Origin of the sequence: Lonsdalea quercina, from assembly GCF_900107885.1 — a bacterium.
GTDB lineage: Bacteria > Pseudomonadota > Gammaproteobacteria > Enterobacterales > Enterobacteriaceae > Lonsdalea > Lonsdalea quercina.
Genome location: NZ_FNQS01000003.1, coordinates 118392 through 143058, shown reverse-complemented (window position 1 = coordinate 143058; position 24667 = coordinate 118392). Strand labels below are relative to the sequence as shown.

Annotated in this window: 18 protein-coding genes and 1 pseudogene; 12 read left to right on the top strand and 7 right to left on the bottom strand. The window is 55.1% G+C overall.

Features of this window, described 5'->3' with window-relative positions:
• Window positions 1–117: 117 nt before the first annotated feature.
• The gene (locus tag BLU64_RS05920) at window positions 118–756 is read right to left on the bottom strand and encodes a TetR/AcrR family transcriptional regulator (RefSeq protein ID WP_051625414.1); all 639 of its coding nucleotides are present in this window, start codon (window positions 754–756) and stop codon (window positions 118–120) included.
• A 217-nt stretch (window positions 757–973) separates the two neighbouring features.
• Here BLU64_RS05920 and BLU64_RS05915 point away from each other — a divergent pair, with 217 nt between their 5' ends.
• The 6 genes from BLU64_RS05915 to BLU64_RS05895 all read left to right on the top strand — a co-directional run bounded on the left by BLU64_RS05915 (window position 974) and on the right by BLU64_RS05895 (window position 9022).
• Window positions 974–2311: a neutral/alkaline non-lysosomal ceramidase N-terminal domain-containing protein gene (locus tag BLU64_RS05915; RefSeq protein ID WP_026741493.1), complete on the top strand. Its 1338-nt coding sequence runs from the start codon at window positions 974–976 to the stop codon at window positions 2309–2311.
• A 245-nt stretch (window positions 2312–2556) separates the two neighbouring features.
• Entirely contained in the window at window positions 2557–3579 is a 1023-nt protein-coding gene (locus BLU64_RS05910) for an LLM class flavin-dependent oxidoreductase (RefSeq protein ID WP_026741494.1), read from the top strand.
• Between the two features lie 328 nt (window positions 3580–3907).
• Entirely contained in the window at window positions 3908–5272 is a 1365-nt protein-coding gene (locus BLU64_RS05905) for a carboxylesterase family protein (RefSeq protein ID WP_026741495.1), read from the top strand.
• A gap of 403 nt (window positions 5273–5675) precedes the next feature.
• A complete protein-coding gene (locus tag BLU64_RS05900; protein ID WP_074728101.1) occupies window positions 5676–6791 on the top strand; it encodes an NADH:flavin oxidoreductase/NADH oxidase in 1116 nt (371 codons plus the stop codon).
• Window positions 6792–6891: 100 nt separating this feature from the next.
• Complete coding sequence (locus BLU64_RS17400) at window positions 6892–7032, top strand: hypothetical protein (protein ID WP_157755363.1); 141 nt, start codon at window positions 6892–6894, stop codon at window positions 7030–7032.
• Between the two features lie 352 nt (window positions 7033–7384).
• Window positions 7385–9022 (top strand): tannase/feruloyl esterase family alpha/beta hydrolase, encoded by a 1638-nt coding sequence (locus BLU64_RS05895; protein ID WP_051625425.1) that lies wholly within the window; start codon window positions 7385–7387, stop codon window positions 9020–9022.
• Between the two features lie 224 nt (window positions 9023–9246).
• On the opposite strand, the gene BLU64_RS05890 is transcribed toward BLU64_RS05895, so the two are convergent.
• Both BLU64_RS05890 and BLU64_RS05885 read right to left on the bottom strand, forming a co-directional pair.
• Entirely contained in the window at window positions 9247–10197 is a 951-nt protein-coding gene (locus BLU64_RS05890; protein ID WP_074728099.1) for a D-2-hydroxyacid dehydrogenase family protein, read from the bottom strand.
• Between the two features lie 173 nt (window positions 10198–10370).
• Window positions 10371–11348, bottom strand: coding sequence for an alpha/beta fold hydrolase (locus tag BLU64_RS05885; protein ID WP_026741499.1), 978 nt, complete (start codon window positions 11346–11348; stop codon window positions 10371–10373).
• Between the two features lie 128 nt (window positions 11349–11476).
• On the opposite strand from BLU64_RS05885, the gene BLU64_RS17395 reads away from it, so the two are divergent.
• The 4 genes and pseudogenes from BLU64_RS17395 to BLU64_RS05870 all read left to right on the top strand — a co-directional run bounded on the left by BLU64_RS17395 (window position 11477) and on the right by BLU64_RS05870 (window position 14675).
• Window positions 11477–11617: a hypothetical protein gene (locus BLU64_RS17395; protein WP_157755364.1), complete on the top strand. Its 141-nt coding sequence runs from the start codon at window positions 11477–11479 to the stop codon at window positions 11615–11617.
• Between the two features lie 504 nt (window positions 11618–12121).
• A complete protein-coding gene (locus BLU64_RS05880; protein ID WP_026741500.1) occupies window positions 12122–13573 on the top strand; it encodes a sugar porter family MFS transporter in 1452 nt (483 codons plus the stop codon).
• Window positions 13574–14014: 441 nt separating this feature from the next.
• A pseudogene (locus BLU64_RS05875) lies at window positions 14015–14368 on the top strand (type II toxin-antitoxin system RelE/ParE family toxin).
• A 4-nt stretch (window positions 14369–14372) separates the two neighbouring features.
• Window positions 14373–14675, top strand: a complete 303-nt coding sequence (locus BLU64_RS05870) for a helix-turn-helix domain-containing protein (protein ID WP_026741501.1) — start codon at window positions 14373–14375, stop codon at window positions 14673–14675.
• Window positions 14676–15038: 363 nt separating this feature from the next.
• Here the strand turns inward: BLU64_RS05870 and BLU64_RS05865 are convergent, their stop codons facing one another.
• Window positions 15039–15395 (bottom strand): MerR family transcriptional regulator, encoded by a 357-nt coding sequence (locus BLU64_RS05865; RefSeq protein WP_074728209.1) that lies wholly within the window; start codon window positions 15393–15395, stop codon window positions 15039–15041.
• An 84-nt stretch (window positions 15396–15479) separates the two neighbouring features.
• On the opposite strand from BLU64_RS05865, the gene BLU64_RS05860 reads away from it, so the two are divergent.
• Window positions 15480–16370, top strand: coding sequence for an alpha/beta fold hydrolase (locus tag BLU64_RS05860; protein WP_026741503.1), 891 nt, complete (start codon window positions 15480–15482; stop codon window positions 16368–16370).
• Between the two features lie 333 nt (window positions 16371–16703).
• Here the strand turns inward: BLU64_RS05860 and BLU64_RS05855 are convergent, their stop codons facing one another.
• The 3 genes from BLU64_RS05855 to BLU64_RS05845 form a co-directional block, all read right to left on the bottom strand.
• Window positions 16704–17825 (bottom strand): NADH:flavin oxidoreductase, encoded by a 1122-nt coding sequence (locus BLU64_RS05855; RefSeq protein WP_026741504.1) that lies wholly within the window; start codon window positions 17823–17825, stop codon window positions 16704–16706.
• Between the two features lie 293 nt (window positions 17826–18118).
• Complete coding sequence (locus tag BLU64_RS05850) at window positions 18119–18307, bottom strand: YjfB family protein (protein WP_071999716.1); 189 nt, start codon at window positions 18305–18307, stop codon at window positions 18119–18121.
• A 523-nt stretch (window positions 18308–18830) separates the two neighbouring features.
• Window positions 18831–19688, bottom strand: a complete 858-nt coding sequence (locus BLU64_RS05845; protein ID WP_026741505.1) for an Ig-like domain-containing protein — start codon at window positions 19686–19688, stop codon at window positions 18831–18833.
• 1421 nt (window positions 19689–21109) lie between these two features.
• On the opposite strand from BLU64_RS05845, the gene BLU64_RS05840 reads away from it, so the two are divergent.
• Window positions 21110–24520: an Ig-like domain-containing protein gene (locus BLU64_RS05840; protein ID WP_175527798.1), complete on the top strand. Its 3411-nt coding sequence runs from the start codon at window positions 21110–21112 to the stop codon at window positions 24518–24520.
• Window positions 24521–24667: the final 147 nt, after the last annotated feature.

Below are 24667 nucleotides of genomic sequence, written 5' to 3'. Positions count from 1 at the left end.
GGCGAAGGCGCAACGGCGCCGTAGCCCTCATCCTAGCAATCGCTCCGCCGCGTCTCATAGATGAATTCCGGATAACCTTATTTGCCAGGTGTATGATTCTTATAGATAAAAAATAGATTAGCTTATGTCGCAGCCTACACCTTGAAGGAAAATGGTCAGCGCTTTGATGACATGCGTAGTGCGGTCGCCTATCTCCTCGCCGTCGTGTCGCACGGGGAGCAGCGCGCCGAAGACGATGTTCATCAGCATGCCGGAATAGACCTTCACATCCTCTTCGTCTTCTAGCGGTAACTTGCCGCGTCGGGCCTGCGTCAGCAGCCAGGCCATGAGCGCCTCACGGGGATGGAATCGTCCGCTGGCATAAAGGCGACCGGACGCCTCCGGCGCTTCTACGGCGGCCTTCATAAAAACGCGGATGAACTCCAGCCGACGTCGCCCCGCCGCGTCATCCATATCCAGACGAAAAATTTTTATCAGCGACGCCAACATCGGCAGGTCCTCGGCTTCCGGGCGCGGAAGATCCAGAAACAGGCGCTGATTTTTTTCGACGACCGAATAATAAATTTCGTTTTTATTTTGGAAGAGCGCGTACAGATCGCGCTTTGATACCGCTGCCTGCGCGGCAATCATGCTGGTGGTCGTGCGCGTGAAGCCATGCTGACGAAACAGGCGGTCAGCGGCATCGATAATGTGGGTGCGCCGTTTTAGCGTCGCATCCGCCATGCCATCAGGCGAGATGAGCGGCTTCTTTTTCATCGTAAGGCTTCCTCATTGCCATGCCGTTGACAGGGTACCGTCGTGAATCAATACTTGGTACCGAAGAGTACCATGGAAAAGGCATTCTTTGCCGTCGTCCTGCGCAGGCAAAAATGAATATTGCGCGCCGCGGTGTGGTGAGCGATCTCAGCCGGTAGCTGGCCTGTCGGGCAACGGTTTACCCTCTCGGATACAACTTGTTGAAAGGAAACAACCTATGTCTACGCGTTTTTGCCTTCCCCTTTTACATCCAACCTCCGTCGCGTTCGGCGTGATGCTGTGCGCCAGCAGCCTGCTTTCGCCTGCCCTGGCGGCGAACAACGATTTGCTGCGCGTCGGTGCCGCCAAAGTGGATATCACGCCCACCACCCTGAAAGACATGAACCCGATGGGCGGGGATTTCAACGGGGTACACGACCCCATTTATATGCGCACGCTGCTCATTCACAGCGGCGGCAACAAGGTCGCGCTGGTTTCAGTGGACGCCATGGAAGTCGGCGACACGACCGCAGTGCGTCAGCGGATAGAAAAAGAGTTGCAGATACCGTTCGCCAACATCCTGATCTTCGCCACGCACGATCATAGCGCGCCGCGGGTAGGCAATGTCTCTCCAGGCGCGATGGCGCATGAGGGTACAACGACGTCTTTGGCCTGGAGCGAAGTACTCTACACTAAAATGGTCGAGGCGCTTCGTCAGTCTGACCAGCAGGCCAAACCCGCACGCTTCGGCGTGGGAAAAGGGACGGTCAACATCAACGTCAATCGCGATGAATATACCGCCGATGGCTGGATTATGGGCGTCAACCCCACCGGACCATCCGATAAAGGCCTGTGGGTGATGAAGTTTGATTCGCTAGACGGTCAGCCAATCGCGCTGCTGACGAATTATGCAGTTCACTCCATGGCGACGCTGGGCATCAAGCAGGTTACCGGGGATCTGACCGGGGTCGCCGCCGACTATGTAGAGAAAACGCTGGGGGAAAATGTGGTGTCGCTGTGGTCGGCAGGCATGGTCGCGGACCAGAATCCGAGGATTTTCCGCACGGGTCTGTCGGACACCGATGAGAAAGACGCGGCGTTCGCCTGGAATGCGGCCACAACTCAGGGGCTGGCCGCTGGCGAGGCGATTGTGCGCGTCGCCAGCGCGATAAAGCCCAGTGACATGACGCGTCGGGTGAACATTCATGCAGAGGAAAAAGTGGTCAGCTGTCCGACGCAGCAGGGCACGGAGACCACCGAGAACATGAATCAAGCCCAAGTCGATAACGTGGATCTTCGCCTGGGTCTGGTGATGCTGAACGACACGGCGATTGCCGGCGTCTCGGGCGAAGTGATGACCCGCATCGGCTATCGACTCGCGAAAAGTTCGCCGCTACTCAAAACTATCCTGACCTCTATCGTCAACGATCGTATCGGCTATATCCCGGACGACGCCGCATACCCCAATGAGGTCTTTGAAGTGAAGGCGAGTCCGCTGAAAGCAGGTTGTGCGGAAGACGCCATCGTCAATAATTTCACCACGATGATAGGCAAAGCGCTGCAACGACAACAATAAGCGCGTGCCGGGTGGCGTGGACGGCGAGTCTGCGCCACGTTTTGCCCGAATGGCTGGAGTAGGGGAGAAAGAGTCGGCAGTGACGGCGACGTGAACCCCGCAGGGCCAGGTTGACCTGCTGTGCGGCGGAACCGGTCAGTTTTGGTCTTTCTGCGTAGTCTCATCTAAAATTTATAGCTCGGCGATACCTTTTAAGGTCGCGTGGCTCCTTGGCTCGCCATCTTCACTATAAGGACAAAAACTTCTTGAAAAAAATAGGCTTTTTGTCGTTTGGCCACTGGACGCCCTCGTCACAGTCGGCAACGCGTTCAGCGGCGGATTCGCTGCTGCAATCCATCGAGCTGGCCGTCGCTGCGGAAGAGCTGGGCGCGGATGGCGCCTATTTTCGAGTGCACCATTTCGCGCGTCAGCTTAGTTCGCCTTTCCCGCTGCTGGCGGCAGTGGGGGCGAAAACCCGCCGTATTGAGATCGGCACTGGCGTCATCGACATGCGTTACGAAAATCCGCTGTATATGGCAGAGAACGCCGGCGCGGCTGATTTGATCTCCGGCGGGCGCCTTCAGCTCGGCATCAGCCGGGGTTCCCCCGAGCAGGTGATCGACGGTTGGCGTTATTTCGGCTTCCAGCCTGCGGAGGGTGAGACTGACTCGGACATGGCGCGTCGCCACACCGAGGTCCTGCTGGATGCGCTGCGTGGCGAAGGCTTTGCCGAGCCGCATCCGCAGCCGATGTTTCCCAATCCGCCAGGGCTGCTGCGCCTCGAACCTTTTTCGGAAGGATTGCGTGAACGCATTTGGTGGGGGGCTGGCTCGAACGCCACGGCGGAGTGGGCGGCCAAACTTGGCCTGAATCTGCAAAGCTCCACGTTAAAGGACGACGAAACCGGAGAGCCGTTCCACATCCAGCAGGCTAAACAGATCCGCGCCTACCGCGACGCATGGAAAGCGGCCGGACACGCGCGCGAACCCCGTGTGTCGGTGAGCCGGAGCATATTCGCGCTGCTGGATGATCGGGATCGCGGCTACTTTGGCGGTGGGGGACAGGATGCCGATCAGGTGGGGTTCCTCGACGACAAAACGCGGGCGATTTTCGGCCGAAGTTATGCCGCCGAGCCAGACCAGCTTATCAAGCAGCTTGCGCAGGATGAGGCGATTGCCGAAGCGGACACGCTGCTGTTAACCGTGCCCAATCAGTTGGGCGTTGACTACAATGCGCACGTGATCGAATCGATACTGACGCAGGTTGCGCCGGGACTGGGCTGGCGCTAACGTCGCCGTAGAAGAGGAGAGGGCGCCGGGACGTTCACGCTGTTCGCCCGCAGTGATCTGTCCCTGTCTCATTTGCGAACGCTCGCTTTCCCCGGCTGTTTGGCATTTTCCGCTGTCTTCCCTCTCGCTTCCGAAAGCGCTGAGTGTAAAAAATTCGTAATGACATCAGTGGATTGCAACGAATTAGATTGGCAACGGTCTAGGATAGATAGTGTGTCGACGGCGTTTGTCCCACGGCCTGATCCCGCGCGGTTGGCAAGGTGGAAGAAAAGTGCCGGTACGGTATATGACCAACGAGACTAACGACTTTGCAATGAAAGGATGAACCATGCCCACACGTCGTGATTTTCTGATGATGAGTTTGCTTTCCGGAGCCATGATTGCCATCAATTCCTCCGCGCTGGCCCAGCAGGGCATCCGCGCTAAGGTCAAAGGCGCCAGCGCGATAACGCAGGTCTTTGGCGATGGCATTCGGTTGACCGCCGTTGCCGTGGAATATGACGAGGCCGTCAGCGGCGAGTCTCTTAGCAAGGCCGATTTCAGCGTGGAAGGCCGAACGGTCACCGGCGTGTTCGCCAGCGCTTCCGCCAACCCCGCCGACAAAGCGGCCGGCGGTCATTTCGTTATCGTTACACTATCGCCGGATGATGCGAATGCACCGCTGGTGGAGAAAATGGACGCGAAGAACGGCAAGGACGTCAAAAAGGGTACGCAGCCGCCGTCGTCCGGCGGCAAGGGCGGCCCCGGCAAAGCAGGGGATATTCCGGCATACGACACGACGTATGCGCTCCCCGTCGGCAAGGTGCATCAAACCGGCGATATCAAGAGCGTGCAAGGGGACCGCATTGCCGCCATGCCCGCACCGCTGACGACGACGCAAGCTGAAAATCTTGTCGTCGATGACTTCGAGTCGCTGATGTTTACCGATGCGAAAACGGGTAAAACATTGCGCTACAACCTGTTTGTGCCCAAGCACTACGACCCGAAACAGAAGTATCCGCTGGTCTTGTTCATGCACGATGCCGGGGCCACCAGCGACGTGACTCGCTCCACGCTCTATCAGGGATTGGGGGCGATTGCGTGGGCCAGCCCGGCCGATCAGGCTCAACGTCCGGCGTTTGTGCTGGCGCCGCAATACGCAGAAATTATCGCGGATGACGACTCGAAAACTTCTGATGCGCTGGATGCCACCCTCAATCTCATCACGTCGCTGTCGGAACAGTACAATATCGATCGCAACCGATGCTACGCAACCGGGCAGTCCGGCGGCTGCATGATGTCGATAGCGATGAACATCAAGTACCCGACCTTTTTCGCCGCTTCGTTTCTCGTGGCGGGGCAGTGGGACCCGGCGCTGGTCAAACCGCTTGCCCGGCAAAAACTGTGGATTCTGGTGTCGCAGGATGACGACAAGGCTTTTCCGGGACAGAACGCGATCACCGAGGTGTTGAAAAAAGAGGGCGCGAAGATAGCGACCGCCGTCTGGGACGGTCGGTGGTCGGCCGACCAGTTCCGCAAGGCCAGCCAGGCTATCGAGTCTGAGGAGTGCCCAATTAATTATGTGTCGTTTGCCAAAGGCACGGTCATTCCCCCCAACCAGTCGAGTGCCGGCGCGAGCGGCCATCGCAATACCTGGCGCATCGCCTACACCATTGAACCCATTCGGGAGTGGCTGTTCCGCCAGCACCGCTAAGGCGCACACGCCTGACGGGCGCGAGTCGATATGATTGAGTCACACCGTATCGGCGGCGCCGCGTCTGTCTTGGCGAGAGGCACCGCCCACTTTCCTCATCCTGCTGAATATGGGCGATGACCGAGGACGGACATCGCCCGATCCCGCAGCCAGCCCGGCCATGACAGATTCTCTGATGATCAAGAAAGCGTCGTCCGGACAGTGATTGCCTGATGAATGATTGGCGTGACGAATAGTTAATCGGGCAAAAGATCCACAAATCAACCATGCTTGATCTGCGGCCTGTCCGACGTTGCCCACACGTTGACCTCCCAACTCGTCGGCTTCCGTCGTGCAGCCTCCAGCGCCGCCCCTGTGCGGCGAGCGTGTCCGCTGACTCCATTCACAGAAAGCGAGGTTCGATATGTCGGTATTGTTCACGCCATTCACACTGAAGGACGTTACCCTGCGTAACCGCATCGCGGTGCCGCCGATGTGCCAGTACAGCGCCAATGAGGGGTTCACCAACACCTGGCATCAGGTTCACTATGCGGGACTGGCGCGGGGCGGGGCCGGTTTGGTGATCGTCGAAGCGACGGCGGTGTCGCCTGAAGGCCGCATCACGGCCCACTGTCTTGGACTGTGGAATGATGCGCAGACGGAAGGGTTGGCGCGCATCGCGGCGTCGATTAAAGCGGCGGGCGCCGTTCCCGGCCTCCAGATCGCACATGCAGGGCGCAAGGCCAGCGCCAATCGTCCGTGGGACGGCGATGATCATCTTCCCGAGGACGATCCCCGCGCCTGGGAGACGATTGCGCCGTCGCCTATCGCCTATGGGCAGAATCTGCCGCGGGTCCCGCGTGAGATGACATTTGAGGATATCGCCAGGGTGACGGGGGATTTCGCCGCCGCGGCGCGTCGCGCCCGCGATGCTGGTTTCGAATGGCTGGAGCTGCACTTCGCTCACGGTTATCTGGCGCAAAGCTTCTTCTCTGCCCACAGTAATCAACGTCACGATCGGTATGGTGGGAATCTGGAAAACCGCAGCCGGTTCATGCTGGAAACGCTGGCGGCGGTTCGCGATGTCTGGCCGGAACATCTGCCGCTGACCGCGCGTTTTGGCGTGATCGAGTACGACGGAAACGACGAACGCACGTTGGCGGAGTCCATTGAAGGGGTACGGCGGATGCGGGCCGGAGGGCTGGATCTGCTGAATGTCAGCATCAACTTCGTCATTCCCGATACCCAAATCCCGTGGGAAACGCCTGCGCTGCTGGCGCCGCTCGCAGAGAGGGTGAGCCGCGGCGCCGGGATTCCTGTCGCGGTCGGCTGGGGGGTTGATGAGCCTACGCTGGCGGAACGCGTCGTGGCGGAGAAGCAAGTGGATTTGGTGATGATCGGCAGGGCGATGCTGGCGAATCCGCACTATCCGTACTGGCTGGCGCAGGCGCTGAACATCGACCGCCCTGACTGGGTGCTGCCCGCACCCTATGCACATTGGCTGGAGACCTATCACGGCGCGGGCAAACTGTCGTCATAGCGTTCGCTCCCCGCTTGATGGGCGGTCGCTGCGGCGACGGGGCTGTCGGCTCCGTCGTCGGGCAGATAGTCCGGTTAGAAGGCGCACGGGCGAAAGAGCGATGTCTATTACAACAATGTCGGCGGCAAGGTGGTGGTACGCCTTGGCGACCCGGCGTGATCGTGGGCGCAGGGCCGCGCCGCGGCTCGGCCTGAGGACGCTGAAACGATGGGCGCTGAGCGGTTTGCAGCCTGAGCTGTGAAGTCAGGTTAACGTGATAAGCGTCACTCAGCCGACTGAAAAGGTTGTGAAAATCCGCACTCACGTCAAGACGCAAACGTCTATTATTTCCAGGCGGATAACGCGCGCCGCGGGGCTGTGACGGATGTCGCAACATCGGCGTCCCTCCGCGTAGTCAGGACACAATAGCGAGCCGGGCTGCGGCACGACGCACGAATGACAGGAACAGAACCATGAGGATCGAGATGAAATATCTAACCGGGCTAGGGCAACTGCTGGGCGCCTGCCTTTTTGTCGTTGCGACGGCGTCGAACGCGTCTGCCGCCGAGCTAGCCGCCGTCCAGCCGGTCGTCTCCTGCGAGCAACTGGGGGCGATGGCGTTTTCCAATGCGGTCGGGGAAAAGGTCACCCTTCATTCGGCCACCCTGACGAAAACCGAGAAGGGAAACTTCTGCCAAATTTCAGCGACGATCGCGCCGTCCATCGGCGTTGAAATCGCTCTTCCTGCCGAACAGTGGACTCAGCGTTTTCTACAGGTCGGCTGCGGCGGTCTTTGCGGCAGCATCAACCTGAGTCTGTCCAACGCCAACGGCTGCGTTCCCGCTATGAACGGGGAGTTCGCGGTTGCCGCAACCGATATGGGTCATCAGGGCAGCATGATGGACGCCTCGTGGGCGGAAGATCCGCAAAAACGTATCGACTTCGCCTACCGCGCCAACCATCTGACGGCGGTGCTCACCAAAGCGCTGATTACGGCCTACTACGGCCAGCCGCAACGTTACGCCTACTTCATGGGATGTTCCGACGGCGGGCGCGAAGCATTGATGGAAGCGCAGCGCTACCCGGAAGACTTCAACGGTATTTCGGCGGGTGCGCCGGCCGCTTTCTTCCAGTTCCAAAACTCGTTCTTCCACGGCTGGAATAGTGTGGCGAATCAGCGCAAGGACGGCACGGCGATCCTGCTTCAGGATCGTCTGGCCATTCTGCATAAGGCGGTGCTGAAACACTGCCCGACGCTGTCCGGCGTTCACGACGGCCTGCTGCAGAATCCGTATGCCTGCTCGTTTTCCGCCAACTGGGTCAAGCGTTGTGCTGAAAAGCAGAGCGACAAGTCGGACTGCTTGACCCAGGAAGAGATCGAAGTCGCCCGAAAACTGTATGCGGGAGCGGGCGATGTCTCGGGTAATCGCTTCGTGCTCGGCGGTCTGCCGTTGGGATCCGAAATGCGCTGGCCCGCGCCGGCAAAAGCGACGGAGCGCTCCATGTCGGAATCGATGGTGCTGCCGGCACTGCAGTCCGTGCTGTTGCCCGGCGGGAAGCAGCCCATTTCCAAGATGAGTGATTTCCCGCTGAATCGCCGAAACTTCGATGCGGTAGCGCAGCTGGCGCCGCTGTATAACGCGGCCAATACCAATCTGCGTCCCTTCATGCAACATGGCGGCAAACTGATCATGTGGCATGGTTTGGCGGATGATTCGGTGAGTCCGGCGTTCTCTCTGGCCTACTATCGTGGTGTCAACACGACGCTTGGCAAAGCGGCGGTTGATAAGTTCATGCGTTTGTTCCTGCTGCCCGGCGTCGGCCACTGCGGGAATGGCGAAGGCTATGACCAGATGGACCTGCTGACGCCGTTGATGGCCTGGACCGAAGAGGGTGACGCGCCGAAATGGATTGTGACCGGTAAAGCCGCCAACGCGAAAAGCCCGGTGCCGCCACCGGCCGCGTCGACAAAAGGGAAGCCCACGGCAGAAGTACAGTTCCACGGTGTGCAGAAGAAAAGCTCGCCGATAGCATCGCCTGCCGCTGAGCTTCAAGCGACCCGTCCGGTCTACCCTTACCCCTACATCGCGCGTTACACCGGGCAGGGCGATCCCAACGACGCCAGCCAGTATCGACCGGTGCTGTCAGAGGCGTTTTTCCGCGTGGCATTCGTGAATCCGGCCCGTACCTACATCGGCCCTGATAATCAGAAAGAGTATGCGGTTAAGGACGGCAAGTTGGTCGAGAAATAAGCCAGCGACGTCCGAACTCGTCATGACGTTGTCCGGCGGCCGCCTTGTGTGGCCGCCGGCTTATTATTCGTGCTTAATTCGAGTTGCCCGCCGTCGCGCGTTTTTTACCAGACGCTTTGTCAACGTTCCGGTTTTGTTCTCTACGGCAATATTGGTGCGCCTTGAGCGACTTTTCCCCAACACTGTCCTCGTTGATGCTGCGAGGAAGGCGGCGGCGCGGCGCATCATGTCATTACGCGCGTCGGCGAGCCGTCCAGCCATGCTTGCAGGTTTTGCACCGTCTCTTCGTAGAAAACACGGTAGGTGTGATGGGTGACGAAGCCGATGTGAGGCGTCGCTATCACGTTATTTAGCGTCCGAAAGGGATGGTTGTCAGGTAGCGGTTCGCTCGAGAAGACGTCGAGCGCCGCCCCCGCGAGCGTCTGTTGTGATAACGCCTCGATTAACGCGGCTTCATCAACCAACGGCCCGCGCGAGGTATTGATCAACCACGCCGTGGGCTTCATTAACACCAGATCGGACGCGCCGATAATGCCGCGAGTGCGCTCAGAAAGCACCAAATGCAGCGAAAGCCAATCGGATTCACGCAGCAACGTCGCTTTATCGACCCACGTCACCCCTGCGGCCTGCGCGGCCTCTGGCGTCAGGTTCTGGCTCCACGCCATCACGTTCATGCCGAAGGCCCGGCCGATCGCCGCGACCCGAGCTCCGATTTTCCCCAGCCCGAGAATGCCGAGCGTGCTGCCCTCCAAATCCGCCCCTATACCCACTTGCCAACCTCCGGAGCGCAGCGAAGCGCATTCGGCGGGAAGATGTCGGGCTGCCGCCAGCAACAACGCCCACGTCAGCTCCGGCGCTCCGTTGCCGCGTCCTTGGGTGGCACTCACCGTGATGCCCTGAGCGCGTGCCGCCGCGATATCAATAGACGCATTGCGGGCGGACGTTGAGGCGATGAATTTGAGGTTTGGCAACCGGGCTAACAGGCGGGCCGTGAGCGGTGTCCTCTCGCGCATTACGCAGAGGGCATCGAAGGGACGCAGCCGGGCGATCAGCGCCGACTCGTCGGCCAGATGATCGCGAAACACCGTGATGTTAGCCCGCGATTGCACGGCGGACCAATCCGCACTGGCCAATGCAACACCCTGATAATCATCAAGAATGGCTATTTTTAACATGTTCAACGCTCCGTTAAGCGACTCGCCGCAAAGTGGACGCGTCTATTGGAGAGAACGACGCGTCCTTCGCGTTATACGAGTGGCATGACACAAAGACCTGAACGCGTCGGCACGGACGCGGCAATACCAGATGGGTGCTGGCGGCGTTTTCAGTTCACCGCCAGCCTTCGCGATTAGCGGTCCAGGACCTGCAGTAGGGCGCGGTTAAAACGTTCAGGCTCTTCCATCTGCGGCGCATGTCCCAGGCCCGCAAACTCCACCAGCTCACCGTTCGGGATACGTTTTACCGTGGCTTTGCCGAGCTGGTCATAATGGCCTAACCTCGCTTTGACCGCCGCGGAGGCAATATCGCTGCCGATGGCGGTGGTGTCCGACGTCCCGATAATGAGCGTGGTCGGCATCTGCAACGCTTGGAATTCATAGACGACCGGCTGGGTGAAAATCATGTCGTAAATCAGCGCCGAATTCCAGGCGACCCGCTGGTGTCCCGGCCCCTGATTCAAACCGGCCAGCATGTCGACCCAACGATCGTAGGCGGGTTTCCAGCGTCCGACGTAATAGGTGTTCAGTTCGTAGTTACGGATACTGGTGGCAGAGGTCCTCAGTTCGCGCTCATACCACTGATCGGGCGTACGGTAGGGGACGCCGAGGGCTTTCCAGTCCTCCAGACCAATGGGGTTCACCAGCACCAGCTTCTGCACCGCCTCGGGATACATCAGGGCATAACGCGTCGCCAGCATCCCGCCGGTGGAATGGCCGACCACCATCGCTTTATCGACGCCGAGACTCAGCAACAGCGCGTGGGTGTTAGCGGCCAACTGCTGAAAGCTGTATTGATACCGTTCGGGTTTGGTGGAAGTGCAAAAGCCGATCTGGTCGGGGGCGATCACCCGGTAGCCCCGTTGGCTCAATGCCTTGATCGTGTCTTCCCAGGTTGCGGCGCAGAAATTTTTTCCATGCAGGAATACAGCGGTTTTGCCGTTGGCCGGCCCTTGCGGCGCGACATCCATGTAGCCCATGTCCAGCGAGACGCCCTGAGACGTAAAGGCAAAGTGGTGCAGCGGATAGGGGTAGGTGAAGCCTTCAAGCTGCGGGCCATAGACCGGTGCGGCGAGAGCGGTTTGCCCACCGCAGAACGACAGCGCCAGCATGAAGAACAGACGTTCGATGACACGAGACATGATTGACCTTTTCAGTGAATTGTCCTGAGAGCACCTTAGCATGGTTTCTTTTTTTCGCCGTGGCGCAACGACGACCTGCGGCGATCGCGATGCGGCCTATGACGCGGCGCACACGCGACGATCAGACGAAGTCTCCATTGGCGCGAGCCGCCTCCGGACTGGCGGATACTATCGACCATGTCGTGCGAACTGGCCGTGTTTACGGCGTAATCCACGACAACCTCAAAGCCGTCGGCTGACGGCAGCAGAGCGAAAACTCGTCCGATACCGCGGGAAGTGCGGGTGACGCGGGTCCGTTTTATCTGAGTAAGCGGAGTGCATGCTCATATTGCGTCTCACCAAAGTTGCTCGGTTATTGTGAGAGGGATGAGAAATGAATGAGGCTGAGCAAACCTTACGGTAGGCTATTTTATGAACAGATTCCGGCATCCGACTGCGGTGAACGAACCGGATGACTCCGAATTTACGCTTTTCTGTGGGTGCCGATCCCCAGCGCAGCATTGCCGGAAAGAGAAAGTGTAAATTGTGTAATTAATTAAAATTGAATGAAATTTTATGTTCGCTTGCGTCAGTGGCTTGAGCGGCTCCTTGAGAAGGCGCGCAGTCGTAAGTTTATATTATTTTTCGCATTAACCTTTATACAGCATAGTGGCGTCTACACTTTTAACGTTGTGCGTTGATGATGGTTACCTTGCATTTTCGGGAGCGCTGTTTCATCAGGCTACTAATTAAAAGAGAAAACTATGAATGCCCAAAACACTGATTCACCAGGAACAAAAGAATTAACCCGAGCTGAAGTCGTCAGGCAGAGAATCTTTTTTGTCGTGCTGGTGGCGACTATGGGCGCATTGGCGTTTGGTTACGATACGGGGATTATTTCAGGCGCATTACCTTATATGTCGGCGCCGTCGGCCGAGGGAGGATTAGGGTTAACGTCATTTACTGAGGGACTGGTCGCTTCCTCACTGGTCTTCGGCGCCGCGGTAGGCTCCTTCCTTAGCGGTTTTTTCTCCGATAAGTTTGGCCGTCGTATTACGCTGCGTAGCCTTGCGGTGCTGTTTGTCGCAGGCTCGGTGGGCACCGCGCTGGCGCCCTCCGTCACTTCGATGGTCGTCATGCGATTCCTGCTGGGACTGGCTGTCGGCGGGGGATCTTCGACCGTGCCGGTTTTCATTGCCGAGATCGCCGGGCCAAAGCTCAGAGCGCCGCTGGTCAGCCGCAATGAGCTGATGATCGTGACGGGGCAACTGGTTGCCTATGTGGTCAGCGCCGCGCTCAGCTACCTGTTGAATGAAGGACATATGTGGCGCTACATGTTGGCCATCGCTATGGTGCCCGGCATTCTGCTTTTCATCGGGACATTCTTCGTGCCGGTTTCTCCCCACTGGCTGGTTTCTGAAGGACGTCACGCCGAGGCGAAAGAAGTGTTGCAGGAACTTCGCGAGACGCCGCACGAGGTCCGCAAAGAGCTGCGCGATATGAGAGAGCAGGTTAAAGAAGCCGAACGCGGACCGGAGGTCGGCGAGCTGCTGCGCGAGAAATGGGTCTTGAGGCTGCTCGTTATCGGCATCGGATTGGGCTTTGCGCTCCAGTTCACCGGCGTCAATGCGTTCATGTACTACACGCCCATTATCTTGAAATCCACCGGTCTCGGCACCACGGCGGCCATCACCGCCACCATTGGGAACGGGGTGGTGTCAGTGATTGCCTCGCTGGCGGGGATTTGGGCCGTCAGCCGTTTTGCGAGACGCCGGATGTTGATGACGGGCTTTGTCTTCGTCATCGTCGCGCAGGTTTCGCTGGGGGCCGTGCTGACTTTCCTGCCCGCCGATCTGACTCAAAGTTACATCGCACTACTGTGTATTCTGGTGTTCCTGTTCTTTATGCAGATGTTTATCGCGCCGGTTTATTGGCTGCTGATGTCGGAACTATTCCCTATGCAGCTGCGCGGACGCCTGTCGGGCACCGCCATTTCGGTTCAGTGGATTTTCAATGCGCTGGTGGCGCTGAGCTTCCCGCCCGTGCTGGCATTTGCCGGGAGTCAGACTTTCTTCATCTTCGCGGTGATTAACGTGTGTTCTCTGCTGTTTATCGCGGCGATGGTGCCTGAAACCCGCGGAAAAAGCCTGGAGCAAATCGAATCCCATATGCGTCACAAATTTGGTGAAGACAGCGATAAAGCGACCGAGGTATAGACAATCTGCGGCGAAGCTGAACTGAGCGTTGCCGCGCAATATCGTTTGTTCTGCATGAATGGTCGCTCTAGACCGCGAGGGAACGTCGTTAGGGGCGACGGCTTCCCTTATTAGCCGTAAAAACAGCCGTAATGACGCCTCGCCGCAAATGGGCGAGGCGTTTCTTTTTCTCTCCGCCGCTTCCTGCTTGTCCCTTCTACCGCCTGACATCGCTGTCCCGACCGAGGGACACCGTGCTGTACCATCGGCGTACTTTGTGTAGCTTGAAAAACGCGGCACCGTTCGCAAAACGCGTGTCGAGTCGTCCCAACCCTCATCTCACATTTCAAGGCTTCTCGGGCTTTCCGACCTGCGTGAGTGCATCACGCGTTTTATCACGACACAATCAAAATATAGGTTTTCACCTATATAGCATTTAACCTATGGTGATGAGGAGGTCGTGTGTGGATCATTGAAACAACGGATACATTTGACGCATGGTTTTGTTCGTTATGCGACATCGACAGGGCCTGCGTACTCGCGGCGCTCATTGTGTTGCGGGAAAAGGGACCATTGTTGCCAAGACTTTATGCAGATACGGTCAAAAGCTCCCGCTACAGCAACATGAAAGAGCTGAGAGTGTAAAGCCGGGGGGATCCCTTGCGCGCCTTTTTCGCGTTCGATCCGCACCGTACCGGAATTCTGCTGTGTGCAGGCAATAAGGCGGGTAATGAAAAACGCTTTTACGATGAAATGATCCCGCTGGCCGACCGGGAGTTCACTCATTATCTCAATCGATTACACAAAAAGGAGTAACGCTATGGGCAGAACGCTAGAACAGCTTATTGCGGATGAAAAACCGGACGTCGTTGCGGATGCGCACGCAATGGCCACGGATATGCTGCTGAATATCCACCTTGCCGAACTGCGTGAGAAGGTAAGGAAAACGCAGGTGGAGATGGCGCAGGCCCTGGGTCTGAAGCAGCCGACCGTGGCGGGGATGGAGAAACGGGGCCGGGACCTGAAACTCTCCACTCTGAAACGCTATGTTGAGGCGACCGGCGGCAAGCTGCGGCTTGATGTCGAACTGCCGGACGGTTCTCACTATGGCTTTGTGCTCTAAGTGGCGCACGTCACCGTCACTTAAATAAGGTAACCTTGCGTTGACTTAATCATGAGAAATCAAACAACCTCGTATTTTTCGTCATGAGCTTTGAGGCCGTCGATCATCGTCTGCCAATGTGATCTGATCAGCCCTGTTCGCAGATAAGCGGTGCAGCTTTAGCGAACTGTCGGCGAAGGTGCAGGGACGCGCTGCGCGCTGGGCTGACCCGTTCAGCGGTCACCTGTTTATCTATTGGGGGTACCTTGTCTGACCGGCGAAACCGGAATCCATAGGATGTTGACCTCATAGTAACCATAAATAAAGACGAACTGAACGGGCATTTCAGGGGCAGTTTATGATGCTTATGACTCTGCATGATGATTAATTTGCTTTTCGTCCGGTCAACGCTTTCAGAAGACGTTCGCGTTGTGTTTCCAGTGAACACAGATGTTTATCAACTTCATCGAGATGCTTTCGCAGAACATCATGGGTTTCAGGGCAAAACTCCCTATTCTCTTCTCTACGCATACAGGCAGGGAACGTCTCAATCTCGGCAAGCGTGAACCCTGCAAGTATCAGCCGGCGAATCTGGCAGATCTGTGCAACCGACTGCTCACTAAAGTAACGGTAGCCGTTGTCTCCCCGCACTGAGGTGACGAGCCCCTTTTTATCGTAATGGCGAATTGCCCTCACGCTGACGCCTGTCCGTACTGAAACCTCACCGATTGATAAAGACATACCTACCCCCGTGAATTTTCGCTTGACCCTGACATTAATGTCAGGGTTCAGCATAGCCTGAAATCTCTGTTTGAGGACTCTATCATGCTGCTATTTCGCTCTCTCCGCACACGGTTGTGCTTACTGTTGATATTCTTTCTGCCCCTGACCGTTGCAGCAAAAAACTACTTCTTGACCGCACCGGATGGGACCCGGCTGGCGGTACAAGAATCAGGTGACCCCCAGGGGACGCCCATTATTTTTATTCACGGGCTGCTGGGAAGCCATCTGAATTGGGAGAAGCAGGTGCAGGATGTGCAGCTCAATCACTTAAGGCTCATCACCTATGACCTTAGGGGGCACGGGATTTCTGGTAAACCTGAGCAGGAATCATCGTATCAAAACGGCAAGCGCTGGGCGGAAGATCTTGCCACGGTGATAGAAGGCAGTCATGCCGCAAAGCCATTGCTCGTTGGGTGGTCTCTTGGTGGTGCTGTCATTACCCATTATCTGGCTGCCTACGGTGACGGCAATATCAGGGGAGCAATGTACGTCGATGGCGTGGTTGAATTAGTTCCCGAACAAATTCCAGCTCACCCTGCCGTTTATCGTGATATGACGTCCGGCGATTTAAGAACTCACCTTGATGGCGAGCGCCGCTTTGTCCAGCTGTGTTTTCACCAACAGCCGGATATTCGTACGTTTGAGCGTCTAATTGCGAGCGCCGCGATGGCCTCATGGTCAATGCAGCGAGCCGTACAGGGCATGAATATTCCGCTTGTTCAGGGGCTCGGTTCTGCCCGCGTTCCGCTGCTGTTTGTTTATGGCAAGCATGATGTTTTGGTCAACCCGCAGGCTGCGCTGTCGAGAGCCCAAAAGGTGAATCCGCGCATTCGGTCACTGATATTTGCTGATTCGGGACATGCGCCGTTTATTGAAGAGCCACGGCGCTTTAACCAGGAACTGGCCAAGTTTGTTGAAGCCACGCATCACTAGTTCGTCAGCACGATGCTCATAACCAAAAAGGTCCTGTCCATGAAAACTGAAAAAGTCTCATCGTTTTTGTTCCGGCACTGCTTAGCGCGCTCACGGTGATTATTCCGGACCTACCGGGCTACGGTAACCAATGGTTTTATTTATCGGTCAAGATAGTGGTGCAACCATCTGCATTATGAAGAAAAACCGTGAGGAAAACTTTAGCGTGGGTAACGTATGAGTTCGCCCCAAAATAAACGGCCAGCAGGACGCTGACCGCAGGGGAAGGGCGTTGGCGATGAATGCCCTGGACAGAGAGGAGCCGACATCACAACTGACGCTGTCAGTTGAAGTTTAAACCAGCGTCTTCAACGCATCGGCGGTGAAATCTTCCAATGCATCCTGCTGACCCGTTCTGATCTTGGCAGCCCAATTCGGGTCGCTCAGCAAAGCGCGGCCGACGGCAATCAAATCAAACTCGTCGCGTTCCATACGTGCAATCAGGTTGTCGAGGTTATCAGGTTTGGCGCTTTCACCGGCAAACGCGCCCATGAAGTCGCTCGACAGGCCGACGGAACCCACGCTGATCGTCGCAGCTCCGGTCAGTTTCTTCGCCCAACCGGCAAAGTTTAATCCCTTCTCTCCGTCGATTTCTGGAAACTCGGGTTGCCAGAACCGGCGCTGTGAGCAGTGAAGGATATCGACACCGGCGTCCACCAACGGAACCAGCCAGTCAGCCATTTCCTCAGGCGTTGGCGCGAGACGCGCCGCATAGTCCTGCTGCTTCCATTGACTGACACGCAGAATCAGCGGGAAGTCTGGCCCGACAGCTTTACGCATGGCCTGAACGATCTCGGCCGCAAAACGGGAGCGCTGTTTTAGCGTTGCGCCGCCGTAGCTGTCTGTGCGCAGGTTGGTGCCCGCCCAGAAAAACTGATCGATCAGATAGCCATGCGCGCCGTGGATTTCCGCGACATCAAAGCCCAGACGCTTGGCGTCGGCCGCGGCCTGACCGAAAGCGGTGATGGTATCGGCGATATCTTCCTCGCTCATCGCCACACCGCGCGGTTGGTCGGGGGCAACCAATGCAGAAGGACTTTCCACCTCGGCATCCGGCGTCCAGTCCGTCAACAAGCTGACGGTTGATCCCGTGTGCCACAGCTGCGGCCCCATTTTCCCGCCCACGGCGTGGACATCGTCGATGACGCGTTTCCAGCCTGCCAAGGCTTTCTCACCGTGGAAGAAGGGGATTTGAGGGTCATTGCGTGAGGCAGGTCGGTTGATGACCGTGCCTTCAGAGAGGATCAGACCCACATCACCTTTGGCGCGGCGCTGATAATAAGCGGCGATTTTCTCGTCCGGAACGCCATTAACGGCAAATGAACGCGTCATTGGCGCCATCACGATGCGGTTTTTGAGTGCGAGATTCTTCAAATGGAAAGGCTGAAACAGGACGTCGACTTTGGATGAGGCCATAGTATCTCTCCGGTGAGTTTAGCGCAGTTCATAGTATATTATGTATACAGCTCGTCAATCAGGTACCTCAATGGCCTCAGGTATTTTGATGGAAACTTTAATGCTGAAACTAGCGGTAGGCTATGCGCCACCCCAAGCCACCATCGCCTGCTGCTCGCTTCAACCCGGGACTCTCTGTCGCAGGTTGAGGCCGCGGCGACTCACCGACTATCAATCAAGTTTACCTAAGAACAAATCAGCGATTGATTGGCAAAGCACCGGCATTTATTGAACGCAGCCGCTCACAACGCGACTTAGGCAGTGGTGTTGATATTTCGCCCCACCGCCGGATTAGCCGGCAACGATGGGATTGATTCGAGAAGATTGGCTGCGGTTGACTCTTGATTATCCGATGTCTTTTTCAGTAGGGTGGTGCTCACCCGACGACTGAGTTCTTGGTTATCAACGCGGGTAGCTAGCGAGGCAATTTGCGATACATCCATATTGTTCTCCCGATCAATATAAGAAAAAAGAACGGACCACGACGTCGACCCATGCGCAAAATATCATCGGCAACCAAGTCATTAACTCCAGAAACGAATTTCGGTAGAGGCGTTTCCCATTCACCTGATCATCAGGAGTCTTTACTCTATCGATAAACTGTCCATTATCATGAAAACGCAAACCGATACATGTGGAAGCACAGTTGGGCTGCCTAACCCTACTGATTGTTTAATAACAAGCGTGTATCGCTAAAGAGCGATAGAGGATGAACGGCATCGTTGAACAATGAGTCTTGGGGATTGTCGACCTCATGATGTAACGCACCGTCGGCTCATTGAAAATGGGGTGACCGAATACACAGGTCTCAGGATTACGTGTAAGTCTAGCCAGCGAGGTCCGTTGTCTGTCGTCATGACAATGACCGGGCCATGTGGCTGAGGAAATGCCAAGGCGTTCATCGTTGGGGTAACCGCCAATTTTCATGGCGGTTACCCCCATTAGTCATTGTTGGTCAGTTGTACATTAGTCTCCGTCTGGCAGGACTTTACTAAGCACTTGTTTAGACGCGTAACTGCATGAACCAAGACCAATGACTTTTTTCTGGCCATCGGTCATATCAACAGTACTCCCCGACAAGATGCTGTGGAAAGCGTAATAATAATAAGCCCCCGATGCTTTTCCCCAGCCGAACGTAGTCATATCACCCCACTCACCATATATCGCGATATATTCAGCACTGGTTGGCATCGCTTTATTTAATCCGGCATGAACATTATCTAGATAAAGATTACAAGCGATATCATATTCGCCGCTGCCTGATGCATTGCTGAATTTGATTTGAATCACGTCGGATATTGGCGTGCCTTTTATCGAAACATGCCCTAAACCATTGACATTTTTCACTTGCACATTCACGTCATCACATGTCCAGATGGTGGACGGCGACGGTTCGCTGATTTCAATATAAAACGTTGCGCCTATGAACAGATGATGGGGGCCACCAATCTCGAAATTTTTATTGTTGTCGTTATAAATTCGTGTAACCTCGAGCGTCGGAAGGGGTCCCGGAGTCGGTGTGCTAGCCTTAAAAGAAGAGGTCGTGATGCTGTAAACTGATGCATCGTCTGCCATTATAGCCATTACTGAAATAGTTTCTTCCACGGTGTCTGTATATTCTACGGAGGCTTGTCCCAAAGCGTTGGTTGTCACCTTAATGATTTGAGTTCCATCAGAAAAAATCGCGTTTCCGCTTACTAATCTGAATTCAACCGCTTTCCCGCTGACATATTGACCATCGTTCATCAGTATGGCTGTTGCGGTGTTTGTATCGGACCCGTTGGCTGATGCCGTAGAGGTGGCTGTCAAAATCAGGGTATACATAAATATTTCCTCGTTTGAAATGTTATGAGTCAAATTGAATTCCCCCCGTTTATGCAGGAGAGCTAAGGTGTTTCTGTTACATAAATCCAGCAGTCATGAACTTGTGACCGCCTGTTACTTAGGAAGCAAAAACATGAAACCATTAAGGTGCGGCATGTTCAGAGCAATATTCTTTTGTGTACAATATCCGGCGCAGAAATAAAGCAGTAGGTAATATGTAGCCAATACTAGTCGATTACACCGTGAATATTGTTTAGGGGGTTATCAATCATTAGTTATAGCTCAATATTACGAAATAGAAAATATCTCAACTAGGGTGGACTGCTGTCTTCTGTTTTTACTCCGCTTGGATAAACCTATATAACTCTAGGATGACGAGACTTATTTGTACAGGGTAAGATATCAACTAACACAGCCTTAAATTAAAACCTGTTTAATGCGAAGTGAAAATTTGTTTCTATAGGTAAAAAGTATTATGGAATCCGAGGTTTCCAAAATTTAATCACTGTGACGGGAATGTCTAGCCTATAAAGTAAGTAGCTAAAACGATCAACAGAAATTTTCGTACCTAATTCACATTTTTACGTTAAGTTTAATCAGGTTCCTACCGGGTGTTCAGTTTTCAAATTAAATATTGCCTAAACGAATTGTGTAAAACATTCGTGTCTCCTGCGTTAAATTCTTTGTGTAAATAGGGGTTTTAATCACCCTTGTGATAGTTCTGTGAGTGCTTTTTATTGATTAAGGTCATGATTTTTAGAACCTTTAATGCAACCTCTTTTCAGGCTCATGGTTTAAGTCCTATTTAATTCAGTCGGAAGTGATGATGCTCAATCCAATAGTCTCAACCGATCATTATTGCCGAATAAAATAAAGTAAATATACTTCCCCCGCAGAAACCTGGCGTAGAGGAAGAGAAGCGAGAAATGAATACATTATCGAAGATAAAATATCAGATAATCTTTATATCTGAAGAAAAAAAGGTATGGAAAACCGTCAAGGATTATGGTTCTATTACCGCTCAGGCGTTCTTTTTACTCTCCGATTATATGTGGTGCCATGCACTGCAATAGTGATATATCGCTCTTAACCCAAAAAATTAATTTTTTCTGAAGAGCGAGGGAGGATGATATAAAGTGACTTCTGAGCAGGTGAAATATCTAATTAATATTACTTAATGCGACAATGGCGAGTCAAAGAAAATTCAGCACCAGGCTGTATTTAAATTGATGACGTCCGACAACGCTGCGATAAAAGAGATCGAGGTAGTCTTCTGCGTAATGGTTGCGTGGAATTATTCTACTTTGGTTATTCCGTTGGGAGGACCTGGTTAGCAAATTCTAAAATATATGATTTTGTTAACGGGCTATGGGTTCCTCTCTGATACTTGCAACAATGCTGTAAGTGATACGATGAAATCTTTGAAAAAAATTATAGTTTGGTCTCAGATTGTACTTCAGGCATTCCTGCCTGTTATACCCGTTGTTATTTCTCAGTCCGCTGCGGCTGAACCCCGCTCGCCTTTCTCCGTCGATCGCCATACCGATGAACCGTCTTCTGTACAAGATGATTCCCTGCCATATTCGGACATCATGACTCAGGGCGCAGGTATGTTGTCTTCAGGGTATGCATCGGATTCCGCACGATCTCTAATCGTAGGGAAGGCGTCTGCAGGGCTACAACAGTGGCTGAACGGCTTCGGTACGGCCCGTGTCCAGCTCAACATGGATCGCCACGGGAGCTGGAGTCACAGCAGCGGCGATCTGCTGGTTCCATTTTATGACAATGGGCATGCCCTTTTATTTGCGCAGGGCGGGATCCGCAAACCATCGGACCGTCTCACAACTAACCTGGGTTGGGGCGTACGTACTTTCTGGCAAAATGGCTGGATGTATGGTGGCAACGTTTTCTTAGATAACGACCTTACCGGGCATAACCGGCGAGTGGGTTTTGGCGGAGAAGCCTGGCGTGATTACCTTAGGCTGTCGGCCAATACCTATATTGGGACTACAGACTGGCACACCTCACGCGATTTTGACGGTACTTGGCAGGAGAAACCCGCCGACGGATACGATATCCGGGCCGAAGGGTGGTTGCCGGCTTATCCTCAACTGGGGGGCAAACTGGTGTGGGAGCAGTATTATGGCGACCAGGTGGCACTCTTTAATAAAGATCACTTACAGCACAACCCGAACGCAATCACTGCAGGCGTTGAATACACCCCGATTCCTTTAGTTACACTGGGCACCGACCATCGTCAGGGAAAAGGCGTCCATGACACGCAGGTTACCTTAGACGTGAGCTGGAACTTCGGTCACGACTGGCGGTGGCAGATTGATCCGGCGAATGTGCAGGTCATGCGCACCCTGGCTGCCAGCCGCTATGACTTGGTGAATCGTAACAACGAGATTGTGTTGCAGTATCGTAAAAATCCGGCGCAGGACGTAGCGCACCTTTTGCTTACGCAAATCACGGATAATAGCCCGGCGGATGGAACCACCCGAAATGTGTTACAGGTGCTGGCGACAAACCGCAGCGGGCAGCCGGTGCGCAACGCGCCAATCAACTGGCTCGCACCTTCCACTGACGGCAGCGTTAGCCTGATGTCGGCATCGTCCGTCACGGATAACAACGGACTGGCTGCGGTGACGCTGACCAGCACGAAAGCACAGACGGTGCCGGTAACGGTGCAAAGTAGCGGTATTAGCGCTTCACAAAATAGTCACTTCGTGGCGATATCGGTCAGCAAAATCGAACTAACCGTGACGCAGGACAACGCTGTGGCGGATGGCAGCAGTACGGACACAGTCGTGGCCACGTTGACGGATAGCAACGGCAAGCCGGCAACAGGACAAGACATTACCTGGACCCTGCCTGGCGGCGTCACGATGAAGGAAAACGCTTCTTCATCAGACAGCAGTGGTAAGGCTACGGTGCACCTGTCGTCCACGACCGCTGGCAGCGCCTCCATCAGTGCCACGTCAGGCAGCCAGGCGGCAGAGGCGACGGTGCATTTCACCGGGAATAACGCCACCGCGAAAATCGGTATCCTGAGTGTCACCTCGGACGGCAGCCCGGCAGATGGGAAAACGACGAACGTAGCTCAGGTCACGGTGACGGATGCAAACGACAATGCGCTTGCAGGTCAGACCATTTCATGGTCAGCAGATAAATCTACAGTTGTCTTTGGTCAGTCTGCGGTCACCGACAGCAGCGGGAAAACGACGGTGTCTTATACCGATACCATTGCCGAGTCTCTGACTTTGACGGCGACCCTGTCTAATGGTGGCAGCGCTACGGCACCGAGCCTGTTTGTCTCCGACAAGGACAGCGCCCGGTTGAAAGACCTGACTGTGACCACCGGGGCTAAGGCATCGGGTAGCGACACCAATACCGCCACGGTGACGGTCACGGATTCGAACGGCAACCCCCTAACAAATATGCCCGTCATGTTCAGTGTCAGCGGTAGCGCGAGGTTGAGTAGCGCGGCGGTCAACACTGACAGTAATGGGCAGGCGCAGGTCACACTGACCGATACGGTGGTCGAAACGGTGCAGGTGACGGCAAAACTTTCTACCGGCAGCAGTCAGACGAAAGACAGCAGTTTTGTGGCCGATCTGGACAGCGCAGTGCTGGCGGTGACCGCCACAACCGGGGCTTTGGCTAATGGCAGCGCAACCAATACGGCGACGGTGACGCTGAAGGACAGCAACGGCAATTCCCTTTCCGGTCAAAGTGTCACGCTGAGTACAAACGGCGGCGCAGTCCTTTCTTCCTCTGCGGGGACGACGGACAGCAATGGCCAGGTCGTAGTCACGTTGACCGACGCTACAGCGGAGACCGTCACTGTCACCGCCGCGCTCAGTAACGGGAAAACGGCCACGGCACAGACGACATTTATCATCTTTAGCGTCACCGCGCTGTCGGCCAGCGACACGAGTCTGAAAGCAGATGGTAGTGCTTCGTCTACCCTGACCGCCACGGTTACAGACAGCAACGGCGCAGTGATAGCGAATACGCCAGTGACGTTCAGCGTGACGGGTAGCGCAACACTTAGTGCCGAGGCAGTCATCACTAACAGCAGCGGGCAGGCACAGGTCACCCTGACCGATACGGTAGGTGAAGAGGTGACGGTCACGGCTCAGGCGAGAGAGAACAGCCGTGATACAGGTAAAACGCAGAGCGTTACCTTTGTGGCCTCATCAATCACGGGCGTCTCGCCTTACGGTACGACGTACGTCTTTACGACGGGGCAAGGCTTCCCACAAACGGGCTTTGCCAACGCGCAGATGTATTTCTATATTGATAACGCCAGGAATGACCAGATCAATTATACCTGGAGCAGTGACCGGTCTTGGGTAACGGTGGACAATAATGGCGTTGCGACCATGAAAGCTTCTACGACATCTGCAGACAGTGGTGATGATTCGCCGGCGGAGTCGGAGCGTCAGGTGACCATCACCGCTACGCCTAAATCTGGGGGGACGCCGCTGACCTATACCTTCACTTTGCTGAAATGGTACAGAGTCTCTGACCGTGCTGCTGTGGAAAGGAATGGTTCTAACTATGCGAGTTCTGCCTGCAGGGCCTTCGGATCATCCCCTACTATAGAGTCTGAAGCAGACCTGACGGATGGTGCGGTATCAGTGGTGGGCAAGTTGTTTGGTGAATGGCGTGATAGTTCGTCACTGACACACTACCAGTTCTACTGGGACGCAGAGACAACCACGACATGGCGTGCGAAGCAAGATATTGCCTTCATCTACTCCACGGGAGTTCCCGGGACGTCACCTCAACCGGGTGCAAGTTACGTCATGTGTAGGGTTAACTGATCATCATGCTTATCAAGCCGTCAAGAGAAATCTTGGCGGCTGGCCGGTTGGCTTAATCAGTGCAATCCCTGTTTTTGTAACAAGGGAGCATCTTCCGACTAAAGTTTGCCTACACTCGAGTACCTGCTTATGAACCAATAATATTAA